The organism is bacterium, from assembly GCA_017744355.1.
Classification (GTDB): domain Bacteria; phylum Cyanobacteriota; class Sericytochromatia; order S15B-MN24; family UBA4093; genus JAGIBK01.
This window is the reverse complement of sequence record JAGIBK010000001.1, coordinates 621,494-644,573: the sequence shown is the minus strand read 5'-3', so window position 1 is coordinate 644,573 and position 23,080 is coordinate 621,494. Positions and strand designations below refer to the sequence as shown.

The 23,080-nt window shown below is 67.2% G+C and carries 19 protein-coding genes; 8 read left to right on the top strand and 11 right to left on the bottom strand.

Annotated elements, in window-relative coordinates; genetic code table 11:
- Nucleotides 1–22 precede the first annotated feature (22 nt).
- Nucleotides 23–253: a hypothetical protein gene (locus tag J7643_03110; protein ID MBO9539561.1), complete on the bottom strand. Its 231-nt coding sequence runs from the start codon at nucleotides 251–253 to the stop codon at nucleotides 23–25.
- A 151-nt stretch (nucleotides 254–404) separates the two neighbouring features.
- Here J7643_03110 and J7643_03105 point away from each other — a divergent pair, with 151 nt between their 5' ends.
- A complete protein-coding gene (locus J7643_03105; GenBank protein ID MBO9539560.1) occupies nucleotides 405–1,976 on the top strand; it encodes a glycosyltransferase family 39 protein in 1,572 nt (523 codons plus the stop codon).
- Here the strand turns inward: J7643_03105 and J7643_03100 are convergent.
- Genes J7643_03100 through J7643_03090 form a run of 3 tightly spaced genes read right to left on the bottom strand, consistent with a single transcriptional unit; the run spans nucleotide 1,939 to nucleotide 5,902 of the window.
- Nucleotides 1,939–2,658, bottom strand: a complete 720-nt coding sequence (locus J7643_03100; protein ID MBO9539559.1) for a hypothetical protein — start codon at nucleotides 2,656–2,658, stop codon at nucleotides 1,939–1,941. The genes J7643_03105 and J7643_03100 overlap by 38 nt on opposite strands.
- A complete protein-coding gene (locus J7643_03095; GenBank protein ID MBO9539558.1) occupies nucleotides 2,655–5,051 on the bottom strand; it encodes a lipid-A-disaccharide synthase-related protein in 2,397 nt (798 codons plus the stop codon). The genes J7643_03100 and J7643_03095 overlap by 4 nt, the downstream gene beginning before the upstream one ends.
- Nucleotides 5,048–5,902, bottom strand: a complete 855-nt coding sequence (locus tag J7643_03090) for a glycosyltransferase family 2 protein (GenBank protein ID MBO9539557.1) — start codon at nucleotides 5,900–5,902, stop codon at nucleotides 5,048–5,050. Before J7643_03090 ends, J7643_03095 begins: the two co-directional genes overlap by 4 nt.
- An 89-nt stretch (nucleotides 5,903–5,991) precedes the next feature.
- Between J7643_03090 and dnaX the strand changes: the two genes are divergently transcribed.
- The 6 genes from dnaX (at nucleotide 5,992) to J7643_03060 (ending at nucleotide 13,624) form a co-directional block, all read left to right on the top strand.
- Nucleotides 5,992–8,001 (top strand): DNA polymerase III subunit gamma/tau, encoded by a 2,010-nt coding sequence (gene dnaX, locus J7643_03085; protein ID MBO9539556.1) that lies wholly within the window; start codon nucleotides 5,992–5,994, stop codon nucleotides 7,999–8,001.
- Between the two features lie 9 nt (nucleotides 8,002–8,010).
- Nucleotides 8,011–9,045 carry an endolytic transglycosylase MltG gene (mltG, locus tag J7643_03080; protein ID MBO9539555.1) on the top strand — a complete coding sequence of 345 codons (1,035 nt, stop codon included), beginning with the start codon at nucleotides 8,011–8,013 and terminating at the stop codon, nucleotides 9,043–9,045.
- A 65-nt stretch (nucleotides 9,046–9,110) separates the two neighbouring features.
- Nucleotides 9,111–9,653 carry a YqeG family HAD IIIA-type phosphatase gene (locus J7643_03075; protein MBO9539554.1) on the top strand — a complete coding sequence of 181 codons (543 nt, stop codon included), beginning with the start codon at nucleotides 9,111–9,113 and terminating at the stop codon, nucleotides 9,651–9,653.
- The gene (locus J7643_03070; GenBank protein ID MBO9539553.1) at nucleotides 9,650–10,456 is read left to right on the top strand and encodes a purine-nucleoside phosphorylase; all 807 of its coding nucleotides are present in this window, start codon (nucleotides 9,650–9,652) and stop codon (nucleotides 10,454–10,456) included. The genes J7643_03075 and J7643_03070 overlap by 4 nt, the downstream gene beginning before the upstream one ends.
- A gap of 198 nt (nucleotides 10,457–10,654) precedes the next feature.
- On the top strand, nucleotides 10,655–12,592 hold the full coding sequence (locus tag J7643_03065; GenBank protein MBO9539552.1) for a PBP1A family penicillin-binding protein: 1,938 nt from the start codon (nucleotides 10,655–10,657) through the stop codon (nucleotides 12,590–12,592).
- 24 nt (nucleotides 12,593–12,616) lie between these two features.
- Nucleotides 12,617–13,624 carry an aromatic ring-hydroxylating dioxygenase subunit alpha gene (locus J7643_03060; protein MBO9539551.1) on the top strand — a complete coding sequence of 336 codons (1,008 nt, stop codon included), beginning with the start codon at nucleotides 12,617–12,619 and terminating at the stop codon, nucleotides 13,622–13,624.
- On the opposite strand, the gene J7643_03055 is transcribed toward J7643_03060, so the two are convergent.
- The 7 genes from J7643_03055 to typA all read right to left on the bottom strand — a co-directional run bounded on the left by J7643_03055 (nucleotide 13,619) and on the right by typA (nucleotide 19,607).
- Complete coding sequence (locus tag J7643_03055; protein MBO9539550.1) at nucleotides 13,619–14,608, bottom strand: amidohydrolase family protein; 990 nt, start codon at nucleotides 14,606–14,608, stop codon at nucleotides 13,619–13,621. The genes J7643_03060 and J7643_03055 overlap by 6 nt on opposite strands.
- 61 nt (nucleotides 14,609–14,669) lie before the next feature.
- Nucleotides 14,670–15,074, bottom strand: a complete 405-nt coding sequence (locus J7643_03050) for a hypothetical protein (protein MBO9539549.1) — start codon at nucleotides 15,072–15,074, stop codon at nucleotides 14,670–14,672.
- Nucleotides 15,075–15,164: 90 nt separating this feature from the next.
- On the bottom strand, nucleotides 15,165–15,848 hold the full coding sequence (locus tag J7643_03045) for a hypothetical protein (GenBank protein MBO9539548.1): 684 nt from the start codon (nucleotides 15,846–15,848) through the stop codon (nucleotides 15,165–15,167).
- Nucleotides 15,845–16,705: a carbon-nitrogen hydrolase gene (locus J7643_03040; protein MBO9539547.1), complete on the bottom strand. Its 861-nt coding sequence runs from the start codon at nucleotides 16,703–16,705 to the stop codon at nucleotides 15,845–15,847. Before J7643_03040 ends, J7643_03045 begins: the two co-directional genes overlap by 4 nt.
- Nucleotides 16,706–16,707: 2 nt before the next feature.
- Nucleotides 16,708–17,055: a hypothetical protein gene (locus J7643_03035; GenBank protein MBO9539546.1), complete on the bottom strand. Its 348-nt coding sequence runs from the start codon at nucleotides 17,053–17,055 to the stop codon at nucleotides 16,708–16,710.
- A gap of 86 nt (nucleotides 17,056–17,141) precedes the next feature.
- Nucleotides 17,142–17,663: a pantetheine-phosphate adenylyltransferase gene (coaD, locus tag J7643_03030; protein ID MBO9539545.1), complete on the bottom strand. Its 522-nt coding sequence runs from the start codon at nucleotides 17,661–17,663 to the stop codon at nucleotides 17,142–17,144.
- 165 nt (nucleotides 17,664–17,828) lie between these two features.
- Nucleotides 17,829–19,607, bottom strand: a complete 1,779-nt coding sequence (gene typA / locus J7643_03025) for a translational GTPase TypA (protein ID MBO9539544.1) — start codon at nucleotides 19,605–19,607, stop codon at nucleotides 17,829–17,831.
- A 180-nt stretch (nucleotides 19,608–19,787) separates the two neighbouring features.
- On the opposite strand from typA, the gene J7643_03020 reads away from it, so the two are divergent.
- A complete protein-coding gene (locus J7643_03020) occupies nucleotides 19,788–23,048 on the top strand; it encodes a diguanylate cyclase (GenBank protein MBO9539543.1) in 3,261 nt (1,086 codons plus the stop codon).
- Nucleotides 23,049–23,080: the final 32 nt, after the last annotated feature.

The following is a 23,080-nucleotide window of genomic DNA, read 5'->3' as shown; positions in this document are numbered from 1 at the left end:
CGGCCTCAGGGGCTAGGCTCGCTCACTCCTCGGAGGTTATCCGGTTGTCGTGGCTCGGCTCGATCGAGTGCCCAGGGGTCGGCTCGCGGAACTCGAGGACCTCCAGCTGGGTTTCGTCGGTGTCGCGCAGGACGACCGGCGTCGTCTGGTTCGGATCGAGTTCGAGCTGATCCACCTGGTTCTCGGCGCCGTGACGGAAGGCCGCTTCGCCGCCGAGAACGGGCTGATCCTTGCGTTCGATCACCTTTTTCATCGCGCTACCTCCTCGGGATGGCCGGTCTTGTCCGCCCACCCTACTACGTCGCCCACGAGGCTGCAACGACCGTCAGGGCGCGCCTTTAGGTTGGCAGATTCCCCCTCGGATCGAGTATCATCACGATGCACGCTTGCGATCGAAGGTTCCGATGCCCGCCTCACGCCAATCCCTCAGGCTCTCCCTCTTCCTTTTCGTCCTGGCCCTCTTGATGTTCGGCCTGCGCCTCGGCTTGGGCTCGCTCTATGACTGGGACGAAGCCTGGTACGGCCAGGTCGTCAAGGAGATGCTTCGCTCGGGCGACTGGGTGACCCTCCAATGGCGCGGTGCGCCCTTCTTCGACAAGCCCCCACTCGCCATCTGGGCGATCGCGCTCAGCTTCAAGCTCTTCGGCGCAAGCGAGTGGGCCGCTCGCCTCCCGTCCGCCCTCTGTGCCTCGGCCTGCGTTCCGGCCCTCTTCTGGATTGGCGGGATGGTCTTCGAACGGCAGCGGGCCGCTCTCCTCTCGGCGCTCGTTCTGCTGACGAGCCTTCCTTTCGTCAAGGCGGGCCGGATGGCCATGCTCGACGCTCCGCTCGCACTCGCCTTCACCCTCGGCATCGGGGCCTTCGTCGCATCCAAGCGCAACCCGCGCTGGGCGATCGGCTTCGGGCTCGCGCTCGCGGCCGTCTGGATGATCAAGGGACCGCTCGCCATCCTTCTGACCCTGATCTGCCTCGGCTTCGCGCTCTGGGAGCGCAAGGCCTATGCCTGGAGCTCGCCCTGGCTGCTCTTGGGGATCGCCTTGGGGGCTGCTTGCGTGGCGCCCTGGTATGCCGCCCAGTGGACCCGCTACGGCATGGAGTTCGTACAGAACCACCTGGGGGTCCACGTTCTCGGGCGGGCATCCTCGGCCATGGACGGACACCGGGGCGGCCCCTGGTTCTATCTCGTGCAGTTGGCCGCTCAGCTCCATCCCTGGTTCTTCGCCCTGGTGCCTGCCGCCCTCTACGCCTGGCGCCGCCGGGAATCGACCGCGATCCGGCTCGCCGTCTGCTGGGGCGGCGGGGTCTTCGTCGCCTTCTCGCTGGCGGCCACCAAACTTCCCTGGTACGTGGTCCCGATGTACCCAGGCCTCGCGCTGCTCATCGGCGGCTACCTGGATCACCTGCTGGCCCGCAAGGTGCCCGCCCGAGCGCTCGGACGCGCCTGGCAGGGGCTCGGCACGCTCCTCTTGATCGCCGGCATCCCGTACCTCCTGCTCTCGCCCACCCCCGGGGATCGCGGGTACGTGTTCGGCGTGGCTGTGCTCGGGTTAGGCCTTCTCTTGGGGGGCGCTCGGCTTTCAGGCCCGCGCTTCCAACAAGGGCCTTGGCTGGTTGTCGCCAGCGCGTATCTCGCCTTCCTGGCGCTGATTCCGGCCAACCTCCAGTGGGAGACCCGCTTCTCGCCCGACCTGCACCCCTTCGCTGCGGTCGCGGCCGAGCACGTCCCTGCCACGCGCGGGATCAATTACCTGGGGGCCACGACGCGTCCCTCGTTCGTCTATTACCTGGATCGCTCGGAGCGCCTCGTCACCGCCGACGTGCTGGCGGCCGCCTGGGCGCCGGGTGAGACGGCGTTATTGCGTGAGGACGAGTGGGCAGCACTCGCTCCGCGCCTTGCGGGCGCGCAGGTCAGCGCGTCGGCGAGCGGGATGGTGTTCGTTACCGCTCCGGTCGCGTCGGAATCGGTCGAGCGCTAATCATCCCCGCCACCCCGTGGCACGAGGAAACGGTGGCAATCAGGTAGTCGCCACCTGATACCGGTAAGCTTTCGAGGATCCGTGCGCGCGCGTCTTCGAGGGCTTGCGAGGGAAGAGCGGCGATCCCCCAGGCGTAGTGCTTGGAATGAAAGACCGCCGTCTCGACGACCCCGAGCGCCTCACCGTAGCGTGCCATGGTCTCGGGCATCTCCCATGTTCGCTCGGCCTTGATGGCCGGGCAGCGACGGGGCTCGATGCAATTGGGCGGACACATCCACTCGGCGAAACTGACGAAGCGCTCGCCTTGGCTCCCCGTTGCCTCGAAGGGGGTCGCAAGGGGCTCTTCTAGCGCGCGCGTTTCCCAGGCGAAGTCGGGGCGCAGGCGCGCAAGCGACCTTTGGAGCCAGGTCATGAAGAGGTGCGGGGCCACCGGCGCCGGCACGAGGCGATCTTCACGGCCTCGCATCGCGCGGTCCATGTAATCGTCCAGGAAGTCGTCCCACTCCTGGACGACGATGGCGACGTCGGGACGGTCTCCAAAAGCCGTTCGGACCGCATGCTCGGCCAGGCGATCCACGACGACCAGCGAATCGAATGAGGCCCGACCTGCGGCCTTGGCCTTGAGCAGGCCCGAGACGTGGTGATGCCCCCAATAGCCGCCGCCGAAGACGACGAGCGTCATGGCGCGACGAAACCCGATGCGTGCTCGGCGATGCGAGCCGAGGCCCCGGGCAGGCCCATTCGCGTCCGACCGTTCTCGCGGATCCGGGCGAGGCGCTCGGGGTCGTTCATGACCTCCCAGAGCTTGGTGGCGATCGCCTCGGGCACGGGCGGGCAGAGCACCACCGATTCCCCGAGCAGGCGGGTCTGGGCCTCGGCGAAGGCGGGGTTGAACTGAGGACCGCTACCGGGGAAGGTGAAAACCGGCAGCCCCATGCCGACACACTGCTCGTTGGCCGTGCCGGCCATCCCGATGACCGCCTCGACCCGGTGGATCCAGTCGCCGAAGCGCCCGCGGCAGAGGGCAATCCGAACGCCCTCGGGGCCACTCAGCACCTGCGCATCCGCGTCGAATTTCCAGCCCTTGTCGGCGATGGCCGCAGCAAGGCGAGACACATCGAGACTCTCGGCGATCGCTGCCAAGAAATCGACCTTGCGCCCAGCGGGGGCTTCCAGCGCGACGGCACGGCAGGTCTCGACGAGGGCTTCCAGGTTGGCATACGCCTCGTCCCGGCTCCCCGGCAAGATGCCGATGGAGACGGCCCCCTCGCGCTGGGGCAAGGGGCGGCCCGTGGGCTGCAAGTCGTCCATCATGGGGTTGCCGAGGTCGTGGGCGAGGAAGCCGCGGGCCTCGAGGTTCCGGGTGGTCACCCCGTCGCGCGGGTAGACGGCGCGGCAGCGCGGATGGCGGATGAACCAGCGCTCCAAGAGGCCGTAGCTGCCGAAGCGACCGCCGAGGTAGTAATCGGACTTGGCGCAGCCGACGAAGACGAACGGCGCCCCTGAGAGCCAGGCGAAATACAAGGGCACCACGTCACCCACCGCCACCACCAGATCCACCTGGCCGCGCACGGCGCGCACGGCGAGGAGCTGGCGAATCGTGAGCCCCGCAAGGCCGTGGTACAGGTCGGCGAACAGCGCCCGCGGGCTGCGCAGGATGAAGCCCCCCGAAGGCATGGACTGGGTGGGGCCGACGATCGCAGCGCCGGCTGCACGCAGGGCGTTCCCCTCGCCGACGATGGGCATCGCCCACAGTTCGGCCTTGGCACGCGGCCAGCGCTTGGCGATGGTGCTCGCGATGCGGTCCTCGCCGAAGCCGTTGCTCATGAAAAGAATGCGCTTGGTTTCGCGCTGAGGCTCCGGCTTGAACCGGCGCATGGCCACGAGCATGCCGAGCATGCCGAAGAATAGGATGCTGTTGCGGCCTTCAGTGAAGATGAAGTCGAAGAACCCGACCAGCAGGTAGCCGACGATGGTGCAGCCCAGGATGGCCACGTGGGCGTGCCACGGGGTCTTGCGCGTATCGAGCGCCGACTTGACCACCAGCGAGATGAACACCCCGAGGAGCACGACGAGCACCAAGAGGCCGAACTCGGCTCCGATCATGAGGTACATGTTGTGCGCGTGGGGCATCTTCTCGAGGATGAGGGGATCTTCGAACTGGGGATAGACCATGGGCCAGGTGCCCGGCCCCCAACCGGTCAGGGGGCGCTCGCGAATCATGGCGAGCGCGCTCTTCCAGACGAGCACCCGGTGATGATTGCTCGTGAAGTCCATCTGCCCGAGGGTCTGGAGGCGCGGCAGAATCATGGGCCAGAAGGCCATCAAGGCCGCCGAGATCCCGCCAACCAGGGTGATGAGAATTCGGCGATCGACCAGGATACCAATCAGCAGAAAGGTCGCAATCGTCCCGATCCATCCCGAGCGCGAGCTGGTCAGGACCTGGCAGAGCATGATCGCCGCGAGCCCGAGGCCGACGACGATACGCTCCTTGCGGCGGCGCTGGAGCATGAGCATCATCCCGATGCCGCTTGCGAGGATCAGGTACGCCGACAGGATGTTCGGATGGTAGAAGATCGAGGCGGCCCGGTGATCCCAGGTGCCGAGCTGGATGTTGAGCAGCGGCGACTGGTAGGTGTAGAAGATCCGCGAGTAGACCAGCCCGACCCCGAAGACCGCCCAGAAGACCGTCGTCCAGAAGACGTTCCGACAGAGGCTCCAGACCCGCTGCGGCGAGTCGAGCATCAGGCCCACCACCCAGATGAGCGTGAAGTAGGCGCCGAACAGCAGGATCGCCACCGCGCTGAGGCCCGGTGCGACCGAGGTCGCTGCCGAGAGGGCCACGAGCGCCATGAGCAAGGACCAGCTCTTACCGGGGATCGGCACCTCGACGCGCGTCTTGCGCCAGGCGAAGTAGGTGCCCAGGCCCAGGAGGATGACCGCACTCAGGACCGAGGCGAGCGGGAGCAGGAAGAAGGCGACATGCAACAGAACCCACGCCGCCTTGGGGACCTCGGACGGTCCCTGCGTCTGGCGCAGGGGGACCCGCCGCTCGGCAACGGCTTCGATGCTCAAGGGTTCAGCCTCAAGGCGGCCTGAGCCGCAGGCACGCTCATGAGAAAGGCGCGCTCGCGATCGCTGAGCGGCTCACCACGACGCTCCTTGCGCCGGGCAACAGATGCTCGCCAGTTGATTTCGAGCCCCAGGGCGAAGCGCACCGGGCCAATGGCCCAGGGATAGTGCTTGCGAGCGAGGGTGAGCGAGCCCCGATAGCCCTCGGCCATGGCCCGCGCGCGCACCGAGAGGTCGGTCCGGGTCGAGACGCCTTCGTGGTGCTGAACCCGGACGCTGCGCAAGCAGACGATGCCCCAGCCCGCCTTCTTCAGGCGCCAGGAGAGGTCCAGGTCCTCGTTGTAGAAGAAGAACGCCTCATCCAGCCAGTCGACGGCGTCGAGCGCATCCCGGCGCAAGAGCAGGCAAGTCCCCGGCGCGAAGGAGAGCGCAACGGCCTCTTGGCCCAGCAGGCCGGCAAAACCGAGCCGCGGGCCCTGCACCCGGCCATCGGGCCAGCACATGAGGGGGGTGACGGCCCCGACCCGGGGGTGAGCGTCCGCGTAGACCACCAGGGCTTCGAGGCTACGGGGCGAAAGGGTCACATCGTTGTTGAGTAAAAGAACGTAGCGACTCGAAAAGGCCTTGCCCCCGAGGTTGCAGGCCTTGGCGAAGCCCTGGTTCTCCTCGTTCTCGATCACGAGGGCCTCGGGGAAGTCCCGCCGCACGAGCGTGACGCTCTGATCGCTCGACGCGTTGTCCACCATGACCGCTCGCACGCGCAGCGCGCCCGCAGCGGCTTCTAGAGCCGACAGGCAGGACCCCAGCACGCCCTCCCCGTTCAGGTTGGGAATTACGACGGCAACGTCAAGCATAAGTACGTCTAGTCTACTGCATTCGAGGCCAACCACTCAAGGGAGAAAGGCCGTCGCGCGGAAGTTACGAGCGGGCAGCAGGCCGCCGCGTGGTATACTCGTTTGCCATGAGCACCTACCTCGCCCTCTATCGTAAGTGGCGTCCCAGGAACTTCGCGGGCCTGGTAGGCCAAGAGCACGTCGCTCGCACCCTCTCCAACGCCATTACTGGCAACAAGCTCGCCCACGCGTATCTCTTCACCGGGCCGCGCGGGACGGGTAAGACGTCGAGCGCGCGCATCTTCGCCAAGAGCCTCAACTGTGCCGAGGGACCGACGGTCACTCCGTGCGAGCGCTGCGCGGCCTGCGAGGGCATCTCGCGCGGCAACTTCCCCGACGTCATCGAAATCGACGCGGCCTCCAACCGCGGCGTGGACGACGCGCGCGACCTGCGCGACCGGGTGCGCTTCGCTCCCACCCAGGGGCGTTACAAGGTCTTCATCATCGATGAAGTCCACATGCTCACCAACGAGGCGTTCAACGCCCTGCTCAAGACCATCGAAGAGCCGCCGCCCAACCTGGTCTTCGTGCTGGCGACCACCGACGTCCACAAGGTCCTGCCGACCATCATCAGTCGGTGCCAGCGCTTCGATTTCCAGCGCATCGCTTTCAAAGCCCTGATCCAACACCTCGGCTACGTCTCGACCGAAGAGGGGCTCAGCGTCGACCCTGCGGGCATCGCCGCCATCGCCAAGCGCGCCGACGGCGGCTTGCGCGACGCGCTCAGCCTGCTCGACCAGGTCCGAGCCTGCGCGCCGGGCACGACCATCAGCGCCGAGGACGTCTTCAACGCGCTCGGCCTCGTCTCGAACGAGGCGCTCACCGCGGTGGCCCAGGCGATCGCTGACGCTCAGGTGGTCGATGCCATCACGGGGGTGCATGCACTGCTCGCCAAGGGCTACGACCACCACGCGGTCCTGCGGGAGATGGTCGAGACCTTCCGACACCTGATGCTCGTCGGGCTTGCGCCCGATCGCGCCGCCGCTTTCGAGCTGCCGGACACCCAGGTCGATGCGCTCAAGGCGATCGCAAGCCGCTTTTCGAGCCCCGAGCTGCTCTACGCCCTGGAGGTCCTGCGCGAGACCGAGGACCTCCTGAAGGGCTCCAACCAGATGACCATCTGGCTGGAACTCGCGATGATCCGGCTGTGCGAGCGCGCCGATATCCCTTCGATCGCGAATCTCACCCGGAGGATCGAGGCCCTCGAGGAGCGCCTTGCCAACGGGGCGCCCGCCCCAGGCAGACCGGCTCCCGCACGCCAGACCTACGCCGCCCCGCAAGCGGCCCCGGTGCAAGCGCCCACGATGTCGCCCCCGCCACAGGCCCCCACGATGGCGCCCCCGGTGGCAGCGCCCGCCCCTTCGCCGATGAGTCCCGTCGAGGTGGCGCCGCAAGCGGCGGCCATGGCCCCCGGCACGGGCCTGCCCTTCCCGAGCGCGCATGTGGACGCCGGCGATGCGCACGGCACGTTCCTTGCCTCCCTTGCGCGAGTGCATCGCAGCACCCACAGCCTGCTCGAGCAGCACGCCCTCTACGTGCGGCGCGACGGTGACATCATCGCGATCGCCATCAAGGCGACCATGCGCACCTTCTTCGAAAAGGCCGACCGCAAGGCCTACCTCGACAAGGCCGCGGCCCAGGCCTTCGGCGACACGGTTCGAACGGCGCTGTCGTTCGAGCAGGGGGATACGCCCCGCCCTAATTTGGCCGGCGTCTCGCAAGCGCCGGCCGCACCTCAGCCCCAGGCCGTCGCCACCCCCGAGCCGTCCATCCCGACGCCGATCGCTCCGCCACCGGTCTCTGCGCCACCGGCTGCTCCTCGGGCTTTCGAGCCGGAGCCCGAGCCCTTCGAGGACGAGGCGCCTCCGCCTGAAGTGGTGAGCGCGCCTTTGCTGCCGCCTCCGCCAGCTCCGGTCGCCGCGCCCGTACCTACGCCGCCCGCCCCGAAACCCGAGCCGCAAAGCCCGAGCGGGAACGGTCCGTCGCCAGAACGACCGAGCGACCTGGTAAGCCGCGCGGCGGACATCTTCAACGGCAAGATCATCGAACCGACGATCTAGAGGTGCAGGATGCGTGAACGCTTTTCCAAGCTCGTCGATAGCGCCCGGCGCCACTGGAAGCGCTGGCTACCGCCAGCCGCTTGCGGCCTTGCGCTGCTGATGGTCGTCGGCCAGTTCACGCCCGTCGGCAGGCCAGGCGCTCCTACGCGCTACGTCACCATCGCGGATGGCAGCTCGCTCGGCACCGCCAGCGCCACCCTCGAGGCCAAGCGCATCATCCGTAACCGCTTCGCCCTCTCGCTGCTCGGTCGCCTGACGGGCAGCAGCGACAAGATTCAGCCGGGCACCTACGCCCTCTCCCCGGGCCTGAACCCCTTCCAGGTGCTCGAGTACCTGGTGGAGGGCCGAGGGCGGCAGCAGCGCCTCACCGTGCCCGAGGGATACTCTGCCGGCCGCATCGCGAAACTGCTCGACCAGCGCGCAGCGGGCGACGGCTCGCGCTTCCTCGAACTGATCGCCCGCCCCGAGGCCTTCGCCGACAAGTACCCATGGCTTCGTGACGTGCAACCGACCCTCGAAGGCTATCTCTTCCCCGACACTTACCTCTACGAGGGCGATCGCATCGACGAGCGCCGCCTGATCGAGCAGATGCTCTCGCGCTTCGAAGCCGTGATCCTCAAGGACTACCGCGCCGAGGCCAACCCGATCATGCGCTTGCCCGAAGCCCTGACCCTCGCCTCGATCATCGAGCTCGAAGCAGCACGGCCCGAAGAGCGCACCCTCATCTCGGGGGTCTTCCACAACCGCCTCAAGCTCAAGATGCGCCTGGGATCGGACCCCACGGTCGAGTACGCGCTCGGGCGCCACCAGGGCAATCGCGGCCTCAGCTTCAAGGACGTGCGGATTGACAGCCCCTACAACACCTACCGGTACGCGGGCCTTCCCCCCGGTCCCATCGCCAACCCGGGCCGCGCGAGCTTCCAAGCAGCGCTGCATCCAGAAGAGACCACGTACCTCTACTTCGTGGCCAAGGGCGATCGCAGCCACGCCTTCACCCGCTCCTACGCGGAGCACCTCGAGGCCCAACGCCGCCACCGGCGCTGATTTGAGGCGGCTCCGCATCCCATCGAGGCTTTGCGGCGGCTCGCTGGAATGGTACCATCTCTCTCATGCGTACTAGCACGAGCTTACTTCGACCGGACATGTGGGTCGGCTCCGTCACCGAGATCAAGGCGGCGGACCTCAAGGCCCGAGGGATCCGGGGCCTGATCCTCGACTTGGACGAGACCCTCGTCTCGGCCTTCGAGCACACGCCCCCGCCCGAAATTCACGCCTGGGTGCAGGAGATGAAGGCGTCCTTCTCGCTCTACATCCTCTCCAACAACCCGAGCGCCAAGCGCGTCCAGATCGTCGCCGACCAACTCGAAATCCCCTGCGCCTGCCGAGCCGCCAAGCCGCGCCGCAGCGGCTTCAGGGCCGCCATGGCCGACATGGGCATCCGCCCCGAGGAGGCCGTCATCATCGGTGACCAGCTCTTCACCGACATCCTCGGCGGCAACCGGATCGGCTCCATGACCATCCTCGCCACCCCGATGGCCCCCGAGCACAAGCCCTGGCGCAAGCTGATGCGCCTGATCGAGGGGATGTTCATCCGCGAGGCCGACACCCTTCGTGAAAAATTGCACCCCGACCACCTGAAGGAGACCCCGTGAACGAAACGTTGACCGCCGCCCCCAAGTTGCCCGCCATCGACCTTGGCGTGCCGCCCGAGTTCGGCATCGTCCTGGGGTCGGGTATCGTCGTCCTCGAGGACCTCGAAGACAAGATCGACATCCCCTACGACCAGATCGAGGGCTTCCCCGAGGCCACCGTCGCCGGTCACGCGGGCCTGCTCACCGTCGGCACCATCCCCGGCGGCCCCCGTGTCGCGATCGCGCGCGGCCGCTTCCACCTCTACGAGGGCCATCCCCTCAGCGCGGCCACCAGCATCATGCGCCTCTACGAGGCCATGGGCATCCGCAAGATCATCCTGACCAACGCCGCCGGCGGCCTTTGCGGCGACTGGTTCCCCGGCGATCTGATGATGATCAAGGACCAGGTCAGCCTCCTCAACGGCTTCCAGGCCGGCATGGCCGATCGCAGCGCCCCGGACTTCAGCCCCACCCCGGCCTACGATCCCGAGTGGACCGCCAAGATGATCGCCTGGGGCAAGACCCAGTCCTTCAACATGCGCGAGGGCGTCTACGCCGGTCTGCTGGGCCCCAACTACGAGACCCCGGCCGAGATCCTCTGGCTGCAGCGCATCGGGACCCACGCCGTCGGCATGTCCACCGTGCCCGAGGCGGCTTACGCCAGCTCGCACGGCATGAAGGTCCTCGGCATCTCGTGCATCACCAACATCGCGGTGACCGCCGAGGCCCAGGCGGCCACCTCCCACGGTGAAGTCGTCGACGTCGCCAAGATGGCCTCCGAGGCCATGAACCTCGCGCTTCGGGCGGCCGTCACCCTCGCCTAAATGAGCGAGCAGCCCCCTCGCCACCCCGCTCGGCCCGCTCAAAACGGGAAGGGCGGGGGAGACCCGCGCCGAGCGGTCGGCAAACGCCAAGCCCCAGAGGCGAAGCGTCCCAAGCGACCGCTGACTTGGCAGGACCGCGCCGCCTTCGTCGGGTGGCAGGTCCTGTTCCTGGGGCTGGGGGCAGCGGTGGGGCTGGGCGTGAGCCTGTCACGCCTGCCGGACGTCAAATCCCTCGAAAGCTGGGTTCCCACCGAATCCACGCGCATCTACGACGCCAAGGGGCACCTGCTCGCCAACGTCCACGGCGAAGAGAACCGTGAAGTCGTGCCCCTCGGCGAGATCCCCAAGACCTTGATCGAGGCCGTCATCGCCGTCGAGGACGACCGCTTCTACCACCACCACGGCATCAACTTCAAGGGCATCGCCCGTGCCGCCCTCACGGACCTCGCCGAGGGCCGCAAGGCCGAGGGCGCGAGCACCATCACCCAGCAGCTCGCCAAGAACCTCTTTTTGACCAACAACAAGAGCTGGGGGCGCAAGATCGCTGACGCTTGGCTCGCGGTCCAGATCGAGCACCGCTACTCCAAGGCCCAGATCCTGGAGATGTACCTCAACCAGGTCTACTGGGGTCACAACTGCTACGGCATCCAGGCGGCTTCGCTCAACTACTTCGGCAAGAAGACCAAGGAGCTGACCCTCGCCGAGAGCGCGCAGCTCGCGTTCTTGCTGCGCGGCCCCGAGCGCTACTCGCCCTACAAGGATCCGGCGCTCGCCAAGCGCGGTCAGCGCGTCGCCCTGCTGCGCATGGTCCGTGCCGGCTTCATCACCCAGGCCCAGGCGGACGCCGCCTCGCAAGCGCCGCTCAAGCACCCGGGCACCCAGAACTTCAGCTACAAGGCTCCCTACTTCACCAGCTACCTGCTCAACCAGCTGATCAACCGCTACGGCAGCGACGTGGTGATGCGCGGCGGCCTTCGGATCCGCTCCACCATCGACTGGGAGATCCAGCAGAAGGCCGAGCAGCTCCTCACCCAGACCATCGCCACCCACGGCAAGCGCATGAACTTCAGCCAGGGCGCAATCGTCGCGATCGATCCGCGCACGGGCTACATCCGCGCCATGGTCGGCGGCGTCAGCTACGCCAAGTCCAAGTTCAACCGCGTGGTCCAGGCCCACCGCCAGCCGGGCTCCTCGTTCAAGCCCTTCGTCTACCTCACGGCCTTCGAGCGAAACCACGCGCCCACCTCCCTCATGAACGACGCCAAGGTCTCGTACAACGCGGGCGGCGGCAAGCTCTGGACCCCCGAGAACTACGGCAACTCCTACGGCGGGACCATGACGCTTCGCCAGGCGCTGGAGCGCTCCAACAACATCATCGCGGTCAAGCTCCTGGACCGGGTGGGCATCGACCCTGTCATCGAGAACGCCCATCGCCTCGGCATCCAGAGCCCGCTCGGAGCGAACCTCTCGCTCGCACTCGGAAGCTCCGAAGTCACCCCGCTCGAACTTGCAAGCGCTTACTCGGTCTTCGCCGCCGACGGCATGCGCTGCGAGCCCCAGGCCTACAGCATCGTCGAGGACCGCGCCGGCACCGTGGTCGAGCGCAACGATCCGCGTCCTCGCCGGGTCTTCGAGGCGGATCCCATCCGGATCCTCAACGACGTCATGACAGGCGTCGTCCGCTACGGCACGGGGGCGGCCGCCAACATCGGTCGTCCTGCCGCCGGCAAGACCGGCACCACCTCCGACCACCGCGACGCGTGGTTCGTGGGCTACACCCCGGACCTGGTCACGCTCGTCTGGCTCGGCAACGACGACAACTCCAAGATGGCGGGCACCACGGGTGGGGCGGTCTGCGCCCCGCTCTGGAAGCAGCTGATGCAGGTCGCGCTCGAAAAGACGCCCCCGACCCCCTTCCCCCAGCCCGAGAAGTGGACCGTCAAGGCGACGCCCTCGGTCTCGCCCGCCCCTGCGAGCGCGTCCAACGAGTTCTACGTGCCCGGTGGAGAGGCAGACCCCACCAAGAAGCCGAAGGCAACCCCCAAGCCCACTCCCGACCCCGATAGCTTGCCTGGTGACGCGACGGAGAGCCTCCCTGAAGAAAGCGCACCTAGCCACGACTCGCTGGACCTGTAAGACTAGTAGGGGAGAGGAGGAGCTGTGAAGAACTACTGGTACATCGCCGCGACTTCCGCCGAGCTCAAGAAGCAGCCCCTCGCCCGGGTGATCGACGGGGTGCCGCTCGTGCTCTTTCGGGACGCCGACGGGCGCGCCAGCGCCCTGGCTGACCGATGCTCGCACCGCAACGTCCAGCTATCCCGCGGCTGGGTCGAGGACGGCTGCCTGACCTGTCCTTACCACGGCTGGGCCTTCGATGCCGCCGGCCAGTGCGTCAAGATTCCCGCCCTTTGCGACGGGGATCCCATCCCCAAGAAAAGCGCCGTTCAAGCCTATCCGCTCATCGAGCAGCAAGGCTACGTCTGGGTCTACGTGGGCGATGGCGACCCCGAGGCGCAGCGGCCCTTCCACCTGCCGCACATGGACGAGGCAGGCTGGTCCTGGACCCGGCTTGAGGCCACCATCGGCAACAGTGCGAACAACCTGGTCGAGAACTTCATCGACTGCCCCCACACCGGCTTCATTCACCGCGGCCTCTTCCGCACCGCCCCCGACCACGCGGTCGAGACCGTGGTCAAGACCCGCGAGGACGGTGTGGACATCGAGATCGACGAGGAGGCCAAGTCCCAGAGCCTGCTCGGGCGACTGGTGCTCAAGCCCGGCGAGAAGGTCACGCACGTGGACTCCTTCCACATGCCCTCGATCGTCTCGGTGCGCTACGCCTTCGGAGCCAAGCGCGAGGTCATCGGCTACCAGATCTGCACCCCCGTCTCGGAGCTCGAGACCCGGGTCTACGTGCACGTCACGTGGCGTTTGGGGCCTCTTGCCCCCCTGATCAAGCCGTTCGTCGCCATCGCGGGCCGCAAGGTCCTCGCCCAGGACCTCTGGATCCTCGAGAACCAGGGCGAACAGATTCGGCGCTACGGCGCGGACTTCTGCTCGTCGCAGGCGGACACGGCCAACCTCTGGATCCAGAACTTGCGTAATCGCGTGCTGCGGGGCGAGGACCCCATGGCCGATCGCGAGAAGCGGGTTCGCTTCCGGCTATAGGGTGCGCTGGTAGCGCTTGATCCCTGGGGCGAGCAGCTCGCCGGCCGCCGTGAAGGTTCGGTCGGGCATGCCCATCGCGCGCTTGGTGAGCACGTCGCGATCGAGCACGCTGCGCACCCCTTGCAGGCGCGCCACCCCCGAGAAGCCCAGATCGCGCAGGAAGTACACCGCGCTCGACGGGATGGGGAAGTCCGAGCCGTGCAGCAGGCGACCTTCGTAGCGATCCACCCGGAACCGCCGAATCTGCTTGTAGCGCACCAGCGAGCAGAAGGCCGAGGTGTCACCGTAGGCGTGGTCGTAGCGCTCTAAGAGGCGCAGGAACTCGTGCGAGTAGTCGTAGCCGGGGTGCATGAACGAGCCCGTCCCGCAATGGCTGAAGACGACGGGGATGCCCCGCTGGAGCAGGGGCTCGTACAGAGCCGGATTGCCGAGGCGCTGCTCCATGCCCGGGAAGGTGTGCTCGCAACCCGTGTGGACGATGACGGGCAATTCGAGCTCCTTGATGAGGTCCATCAGCCGTGCGTGCCGCACGGGACTTAGCTCGAACTTTTGAAGGGGCCCCAGCCACTTGAGGGCCACCGCCGTCGGGCCCCAGCGTTCGAGCTCCACCACGGCGTCGCGGCGGTCCGGGTTCACCGAGATGACGGGCAAGAGCTTGGGACTCTGGCGACAGGCCTCGAAGAGGTGGGCGTTCGGCACCAAGAGATGGCTCTCGGCGAGATTCAGCTCGCCGTGGGCGTCGTACACCCCGTCCATGGCGAAAAGGCACGCGTAATCGAGCTCGCGCGCGTCATCGATCGAGCGAGCCATGAAGGCGGCGTAGGCGGCGTCCTCGCGGCCCCGAGCGTCGGGGCCCCGCATGCCGGTCATGAGCATCATCGCATGGAAGGTCAACGATCGCCGCATGCGCGGCGAGACGGCGCAGCCGGTATGGCCGGCGCCGAGGCCCGCCAGGTGGGTGTGAAGGTCGATCCGGATGCCCATCGTCCCATCCTATCAGAACACCGCCCGGGGCAGAGACCCGGGCGGTGCGAAGGAAATGGTGCTAGCGTTGCTTGAGTTCGTCGATGAGCTTGCTCTGGCCTTCGACGGTCGCCTGAAGATTGGTCAGCACGCCGACCACCTGGTTCAGCTTCGCCTCCAGGGCGTCCTTCTCGTCGCGAAGGGCCAGGTAGGAGTCGAGCAGCTTGGTGAGGTCGTTGGTCGGCGGCGCGCTGGTGACTTCCGGCTCCTCTTCCACGATGACATCGAGCGAGGGGACGTTGTCCAGGTCCATGGTCCGACGGATCGAGCGAAGCGAGCGCTCGGCCTCGCGCAGATTCTTGATCTGTTCGAAGATCGCGGCGATCTCGGGAGTATCCTGGGGGACCCCGCCGTTCTTGAAGGCGTTGCGAACCCCCGCCCAGGGCGAGGTGGCTTCGTTGGACGCGGGCTCCGAATCAAAGGCCATGTTAATCCCTCCGGGAAGCGCATGGGTAGGGTGCGAGCAACTTTATCCTACACGACCGCCGCACGTCAAAATGTGACGAACGCACATGACCTAGGGCGCGATCAGGCCGTAATCCACGTCCTCGACGACCGCATCCCCCGGGCTGACCTTCTGCCCACGCGAGCGGCTGAGCAATTCGCCGGTCGAGAACCACGCGTCGGCGCTGATGATCCGAAGCTGGCCGGCCTGGGCACCCCGGGCAGCGCCCGCCCGATTGATGGCGAAGTAGCTGCCGGGCTGGACGCCGTCCTCGTAGCCGATGTTGAGCAGCACCCGGTTGTCGCGCATCCCGGTGATCTCGCCGCGCAGGGGCGCCTGCGCGCGCATGTAGCGGGCAAGCTCGCGGGCGAGCGCCGGGGTGTCGTTGCGGACGCCCGTGAAGCGGATCGCCTTGGAGGCGTCCCCCACGGCCAAATCGTAGATCCGCCCGTTCAGCTCCAGCTCGCCGTCCTTGCCCTCGACGACGCTGCCGCCGAAGACGAGATCCGCCTTGGTCGCGCGTCGCAGGCCCGAAATCGCCCCCTGAGGGTTCGCGTCGGATCCCTGGAAAGTCACCGGCTTGGCCACGACGAAGCGCCGCGAGCTCTTCAGCTCCTTCTCGAGGGCCTCCTGAAGGGGCTTGGCCTGCTCCTTGGGCGTGAGCGCAAGGGCGATGACCTGGGCCCTGCTCGGAAGCGCCGAGGCGCTCGAGGCCATCCCGAGGGTCAAGACCAAGGCAGCAAGGCAAGCTCTCATGCGTGTCCCTCGCGACGGGTGGTGGCGATACGGCTCAGCTCGTCGATGGTGACGTCGAGGCGCTCGTCGCGCCCGAGCGGGGTGGCGAGTCGCGCCCGGCGCGCATCCGCCGGGTCGATGGTCGCCGTGACCAGGGCGTCGTCGAAGTAAGGCGCCTTGACGAGCTCGCTCCCGGTCGGAGAGATCGCCTCGGACCCGCCCCAGAAGCCGACCCCGTCCTCGAAGCCGACCCGGTTGGAGAACACCACGTTCATGCCGAACAACTGGGCGTATACCCGGTTCATCTGCTCGTATATCCGCGCCGAGTCGGGGCGATCGCCCCCGAAGCCCCGGGCGGGGGACGCCGCGACCCCGATCAGCAGGTCGGCTCCATCGGCCGCCATCACCCCGACCGTGGAGGGGTGCCACAGGTCCTCGCAGATGAGGATGGCCGTGCGCCCCAAGGGACCGTCGAAGGCCCGCAGGCGTCGGCCGGGCGCGATGAAGCGCCCTTCCTCGAACATGCCGTAAGTGGGGAGGTAGACCTTGCGGTGCACGTGGAGCAGCTCGCCGCCCGAGAAGTAGCCGGAGGCGATGTGGTGGCGATCGCCGTCCGCCTTCTCGATGAAGCCGCAGACCACGTCAATTCGCTCGGAGGCGCGCCGGATGGCAGCCAGCTGGGGCGCATCGAGGGAAAGGGCCACCTCGCCCACCAGGTCCTTGACGAAGTAGCCCGTCAAGGAGAGCTCGGGAAAGACGATCAGGCGCGAGCCGCTCGCAGCGGCCTGTTCGCAGAGTCTCAGGTGGGTTTCGAGGTTGGCGTCGACCCCGCCGAGGATGGGGGCGAACTGGGCGATGGATACCTGGTACGAGGACATGCTTACTCCGCGCCGAGGTGCTGGCGGCCGTTCTGGATGGTCGAGAGGGCTCGGGCGATCTTGGCTTCGAGCTCGCCGAGGACCTCGTCAGCGTAGCGATCGGCGCCGGCCTGCTGGGCCTGGATGTCGCGGGCGGTGTCGGCCCGGACGCGCTCGGCCTCGGCCTGTGCCGCCGCCACGATCTCGCTCTGGTCGAGCAGGGTCGAAGCCGTCTGACGGGCCTCGACCATGATCTCCTCGGCGCGGCGGTGGGCCTCGCTGAGCAGCTCGTCGCGCTGGCTCAGGAGGGCTTCAGCGTCGGCGATCTCCTTGGGCAGCGCCGCGCGCAGCTCGACCAAGAGATCGAGCAAGCGCTCCTCATCGACGACGGCGCGGGAGGAGAAGGGGACCTTGATGCTCTTGATGACGAGCTCTTCGATGGAGAAGAGCAGGTTCTCTAGCTGGGAGATAGGACATTCCTCCTCGTGGCGTCCCCGGTGACGGGGGCGAACTTGGCGCGCAGGCACTCTGCAACGTGCTCGGGCACCATCCCGGTCGTAGGACCGCCCAGAGAGGCGATCTCGCGGACCGTACTCGACGACAGGAACAGGTACTCGGACGAGGTCATGAGGAAGACGGTCTCGAGCTCGGGATTGAGCTTCTTGTTCGCCAGGGCGATGCGCAGCTCGGCGTCGAAATCCGACACGGCGCGCAGGCCGCGGATGAGGATGTTCGCGCCCTTGAGCTTGGCGTAGTCGGCCGTCAGGCCGCTGAAGCTCTCCACCTTGACCCGGGGCATGTTGCGGGTCACCTCGCGGATCATCTCGACCCGTTCCTCGAAGGTGAAGATGCAGTTCTTGGTGCGGTTGGCGAGCACGGCGACGATGACCTCGTCGAACATGCGGCTCGCGCGGTCCAGCACGTCCAGGTGACCGTTGGTGATTGGGTCGAAGGACCCGGGATAGATGGCAAGCGACACGTCGCCCTCCGGTGAAGTGGCGGTGGATCAGGCCTGAAGACCGCCTTTAACAACCGCTCATAATTCTAGCCTGTCTCAATGCGCCTCGCAAGGCGCGACGCGCCCCCTGGAAGCACGCAGGCCCCGAACCCTGAAGGGGATCGGGGCCTGCATGACCAGGAAGACCTAGCGCTTGAGCTTCATCTTGCGCAGGCGGACCGACTGGGGCGTGATCTCCACCAGCTCGTCGTCCGCGATGTACTCCATCGCCCGCTCGAGGCTCATCTCGATAGGCGGGGTGAGGCGCACCAGCTCTTCGCCGCCCGCCGAGCGCATGTTCGTGACCTTCTTGGCCTTGCACACGTTGATCTCGAGGTCGGTGGGGCGGTTGTGCTCGCCGACGATCATGCCGCTGTAGACCTTGGTCTGGGGCTTGATGAAGAAGGCGCCGCGGTCCTCCATGTTCTGGATCGCGTAGTAGGTGGCCTCGCCCTCCTCATGGGCGATCAGCACGCCATTGCGCTGGGCACCCATGTCGCCGGCGAAGGGCTGGTAGTCGAAGAACGAGTGGTTCATGATCCCCTCGCCCTTGGTCATGCGGATGAACTCGCTGCGGAAGCCGATCAGGCCACGCGCGGGCACCAGGAACTCGACGATGGTGCGGCCGCTCTCGTTGGCCATCTTCTGCATCTCGCCCCGGCGCGAGCCGATGGCCTGGATGCAGGCGCCGCCGGCCCATTCGGGCACGTCGAGCACCAGGGTCTCGAAGGGCTCGTAGGTCGCTCCGTCGATTTCGCGGAAGATGACCTTGGGCTTCGAGATCTGGAACTCGTAGCCCTCGCGGCGCATGGTCTCGACCAGGATGCCGAGGTGCAGTTCGCCGCGGCCGCTCACCAGGAAGGCGTCGGTGGTGTCGGTCTCATCGACGCGCAGCGAGACGTTGCTCTCGAGCTCCTTGTCGAGGCGCCCACGGATCTGGCGGGTGGTGACGTACTTGCCCTCGCGACCCGCGAAGGGGCTGTCGTTGACCGAGAAGGTCATCTGGAGGGTGGGCTCGTCGACGCGGATCAGGGGCAGGGGGTTGGGGTTGGCCGCATCCGCCACCGTCTCGCCGATGTTGGCATCGGGGAAGCCCGCGATCGCGACGATGTCGCCCGCCGAGGCCTGCTCGACCTCGACGCGCTTGAGGCCGCTGAAGGTGAAGAGCTTGGAGATCTTGCCCTTGGTCACGGTGCCGTCGGCGCGCAAGAGGACGCACTGCTCGGCGGCGTGAATCACGCCGTTGTGGACGCGGCCCACGATGATGCGGCCCAGGTACTCCGAGTAGTCCAGGGTGGTCACCTGGAGCTGGAGGGGCTTGCTCGCATCCCCCAGGGGAGCCGGGATGTGCTTGAGGATGGCCTCGAACAAGGGACGCAGGGTGTCCGACTCGTCCTCGAGCTTGTTCTTGGCGAAGCCGCTGATGCCCGAGGCGAAGACGACCGGGAACTCGATCTGGTCGTCGTCGGCGCCCAGGTCGATGAAGAGGTCGAGCACCAGGTCGATGACTTCGAGCGGACGCGCACCCGGGCGGTCGATCTTGTTGATGACGACGATGGGCTTCAAGCCCTGCTCGAGCGCCTTGCGCAGCACGAAGCGGGTCTGGGGCATGGGCCCCTCGAAGGCGTCCACGATCAGCAGGCAGCCATCCACCATGCCGAGGACGCGCTCCACCTCGCCGCCGAAGTCGGCGTGGCCGGGGGTGTCGAGGATGTTGATCTTGTAGCCTTCGAACTCGACGGCGGTGTTCTTGGCCAAGATGGTGATGCCGCGCTCGCGCTCCAGGTCTCCGGAGTCCATGACACAGTCCACCACGGTTTCGTGCGACTTGAAGACGCCACCCTGGCGCAGCAGGCCGTCCACCAGCGTGGTCTTGCCGTGGTCGACGTGCGCAATGATCGCGACGTTGCGGATTTTCTCGTTCAAAAAATGCTCCTCAGTGCCCTGAGCATCAAGCGTTAGGGGCCTAAATAAGTTGGGGAGGTCCATGATAACGCCCCTTGGGGCCCCACGTCAAAAGAAAGAGGGCATTTTTCGGCGTTTACCCCCGCCTGAGCCTATGTTAAGATTTCTAATTCCACGCGCTTCTTTGCATGGGAGGTCCCCGTGAAACGCTGGACGATCGGCAAAGCCTACTTCTTCGCCGTGACCGCGCTCGGCCTCGGCCTCGCGGCCTGGGTACTCTCCGACGGCGCGCAGTACGCGCAGCTTGCGCATCCCATGTTCTGGGGATTCGCACTCTTGGGCGTCGCCACCGAGCTCGTGGGCTTTCCCCTGCCCCGTGGCGGCCGGGTGACGGCGAGCTTCGCCTTCCTCTTCGCCTCGCTCTTGATGCAGGGCCTCTTCCCGACCATCGTGGTGCTCGCCCTCATCGCGGTGGCCTCCAACCTCGTCGTCCAGCGCCGCCACTGGAGCCTCGCGGCCTTCAACCTCGCCCAGTACTCCCTCTCCTACGGAGCAGCGCACCTGGCGCTCGTGCTGGGCGGGTACGCAGCGAGCCGGGATCTGCTCTCGCCGCTCAACTTCGGGGTCCTCTTCGCCGCCACCCTCGCCCAGATCGCGGTGAACATCGCCCTGGTCAACGGCTACATCGCCCTCGAGAAGCAGATCCCCCTCTGGCAGGTCCTCTGGGAGGACGACCGGTATGAATTGCTCGCGAGCCTGCTCTTGGGCCCGCTCTCGATCACCATGGTCGTCCTGTACCAGCACATGGGCCTCATGGGGGCCGCCTTCCTCGTCGGCCCCCTGCTCATCACCGCCGTGCTGTGGGTCCTCTACCTCAAGGTCCGGCAATCCCGCCGCGCCCTCGAGGTCGCCAACCAGGAGCTTGCGATCCTCAACCAGATCGCCCAGCGCATCAGCTCGCAGATCGACCTGGGCGAGAGCCTGCCGCTCATCGCCAACGAGATCAAGCGCGCGGTTCCCCATGACGCATGCTTGATCTACCTCTTGGACGGAGCGAGCCATCGCCTGGTCCGCCAGCGCACCCAGCCGGGCAATGCCGAGAAGACCCCCGACGCCCAGCTGGGCCAGGGGATCATCGGCCAGGCGGCCGAAGGCACGACGGTCGTGCGTCTCGATGCGCTCACCGGCCCCTTGCTCGGCAGCGAAGCGCACCTGACGGCCTTCCGCTCCGCACTTCTGGCTCCGATCCTGGCCGAGGACAAGCGCCTCGGGGTCATCGCCCTCTTCAACCATGAGACCCGCGCCTTCGATGAACGTAGCGAGCGCCTGCTCACGCTCATCGCGAGCCACGCGGCGATCGCCATCCAGAACGCCCAGCTCTACCAGACCACCCAGCAGCTCGCCATCACCGACGGACTGACCGGGGTCTACAACCGCCGGTACTTCCAGCGCCAGCTCGACAACGAGTTCCGCCGCGCTCCGCGCTTCGGCTACCCGATCGCCTTGATCCTGATCGACGTCGACCACTTCAAGCAGTTCAACGACACCCATGGCCACCTGCTCGGCGACCAGGTCCTGCGCTCCATGGGCCAGATCCTCAAGGACAGCGTCCGTGAGACCGACGTGGTGGCCCGCTACGGCGGCGAGGAGTTCGCCGTCATCCTGCCCGAGACCAACCGGGAGCAGGCCCTCGAAGTGGCCGAGCGAATTCGCAAGCACGTGGCGCGCCACACCTTCTGGGGTCGATCCCAGACGCCGGTGCAGGTGACGGTCTCGATCGGGGTGGCCTCGCGCCTAGCGGCCGAGACCAGCGCCGAGGCCATGATCGAGCTTGCGGACGCAGCCCTCTACGAGGCCAAGCGCACCGGGCGCGATCGCATCTGCGCGGCCGGCCAGGACGGTGAGCAGACCTTCCACCTCGCGCTGCCCCGCCAGGACGAGCAAGACGAAGCCAAACGCCGCGCCCGCGGCCGCTCACGCCTTCCGCTCGACCCTGAGGCCTGGAGGAAGACGATCGCTGGGGCCCTTTCCCCGCTCATGCAGGGCCTGGAAAGCAGCCTCGAACTCCAGGGTCTCGCGCTCTCGCCAGAGGTCCACGATGCCTGGCGCGAGCGTCTCGTCGCCTTGCTCGACACCCTCGCCCAGCACGTCGCACGGCCCGAGGGGGCCGATCTTGGCCTGCAGTCCCCTCTCGGCTTCGAAGCCCCCATCACGCACCTGATCCAGCAGGGCATGACCCTCACCCAGAGCGAAAGCCTCATTCTCTCGCTCTGCACGACGCTCGACCGGCACGTCCAAGAGGCTCCCTTCTCGCCTCAGGCGCGCCTCCAAGTCCTCACCGAGGTCGAGCGGTTCACCCACGCCCTCCAGCTCGAAGCCTCCCAGGTCTGGCACGCCTACTACCAGCAGACCAACGCGCACCTGATCGCCCTCCAGGCCCTCGAAGAGCGCATCGCCGACGCCTACGAGCTCGACGAGCTGTTGCTCGAAGCCGTCAGGCTCGCGCACGACGCGCTCGGGGCGGGGGCCGTGCTGCTCTTCATGCCGCAGCCGGGTCTCGGCCAGCTACGGCTGCGCGCCGCAAGCGGCCTCGACGAGGGCGAGCGCATCCAGTGGCTCGTCCCGAGCACTTCGGGCCCTATGGCCGAGGCCATGGCCACCCAGCAGCCCCAGCTCCTCACGGCCCTCGCCCCCTTCGACTCAGAGGTCCTGTCGGCCTTCTGCGAGCGGATCGGCGCCGAGCAAGCAGCGCTCTTCCCCCTGGTCCACCACGGCGAAAGCCTGGGGGTCCTGCTCTGCCTCGCCCACGCCCCCTACGGCCTGGCCGCGGTGCGCCTGGGACGGGGCTTCGCGGGCCGCATGGCCGCAGCGATCGCCCGGATCCAGGTGCAGGACGATCGCCAGGACACCTACCTCCAGGCGATCGTCGACATGGTCGAGGCCCTCGAGGCCAAGGACGGCGTCACGACGGGCCACTCCGAGAACCTGGTCCGGTGCGCGACGGCCATGGGTGAGGGCCTCGGCCTCGGGGCCGACGATCTCGCCGTGCTGCACCAGGCCGCCTACCTGCATGACCTGGGCAAGATTGCCTTCCCCGAAGCCATCCTCGCCAAGCCGGGGCGCCTCACCCCCCAAGAGCGCACCCTCGTCGAGAGCCACCCCGAGATCGGCGCGCGCCTCATCGGCTCGATCACCTCGCTCAAGGCGGTGGTCCCCATCGTGCGCCACCACCACGAGCACTGGAACGGCACCGGCTACCCCGACGGGCTCGCCGGTGAGGAGATCCCGCTGCTCGCGCGCATCCTCGCCGTGGCGGAGGCCTTCGAGGGCATGACCACCCCCAAGCCCTACCGACCCGCATACGGGCCCTACGAGGCGCTCGCCGAGATGCGCGCCAGCGGCAACTTCGACCCGGCCGTCCTCGACGTCCTCGAACCCCTGCTCCCGCAGCTGACCCGCTGAATCATCGGCGCCTTTGAGCCTGAGGCCAAGGT

Excerpts from the sequence above, each read along its gene's own strand:
- J7643_03110 (MBO9539561.1), bottom strand. The coding sequence starts at position 253 with ATGAAAAAGGTGATCGAACGCAAGGATCAGCCCGTTCTCGGCGGCGAA.
- J7643_03105 (MBO9539560.1), top strand. The coding sequence starts at position 405 with ATGCCCGCCTCACGCCAATCCCTCAGGCTCTCCCTCTTCCTTTTCGTC.
- J7643_03100 (MBO9539559.1), bottom strand. The coding sequence starts at position 2,658 with ATGACGCTCGTCGTCTTCGGCGGCGGCTATTGGGGGCATCACCACGTC.
- J7643_03090 (MBO9539557.1), bottom strand. The coding sequence starts at position 5,902 with ATGCTTGACGTTGCCGTCGTAATTCCCAACCTGAACGGGGAGGGCGTG.
- mltG (MBO9539555.1), top strand. The coding sequence starts at position 8,011 with ATGCGTGAACGCTTTTCCAAGCTCGTCGATAGCGCCCGGCGCCACTGG.
- J7643_03075 (MBO9539554.1), top strand. The coding sequence starts at position 9,111 with ATGCGTACTAGCACGAGCTTACTTCGACCGGACATGTGGGTCGGCTCC.
- J7643_03055 (MBO9539550.1), bottom strand. The coding sequence starts at position 14,608 with ATGGGCATCCGGATCGACCTTCACACCCACCTGGCGGGCCTCGGCGCC.
- J7643_03050 (MBO9539549.1), bottom strand. The coding sequence starts at position 15,074 with ATGGCCTTTGATTCGGAGCCCGCGTCCAACGAAGCCACCTCGCCCTGG.
- J7643_03045 (MBO9539548.1), bottom strand. The coding sequence starts at position 15,848 with ATGAGAGCTTGCCTTGCTGCCTTGGTCTTGACCCTCGGGATGGCCTCG.
- J7643_03040 (MBO9539547.1), bottom strand. The coding sequence starts at position 16,705 with ATGTCCTCGTACCAGGTATCCATCGCCCAGTTCGCCCCCATCCTCGGC.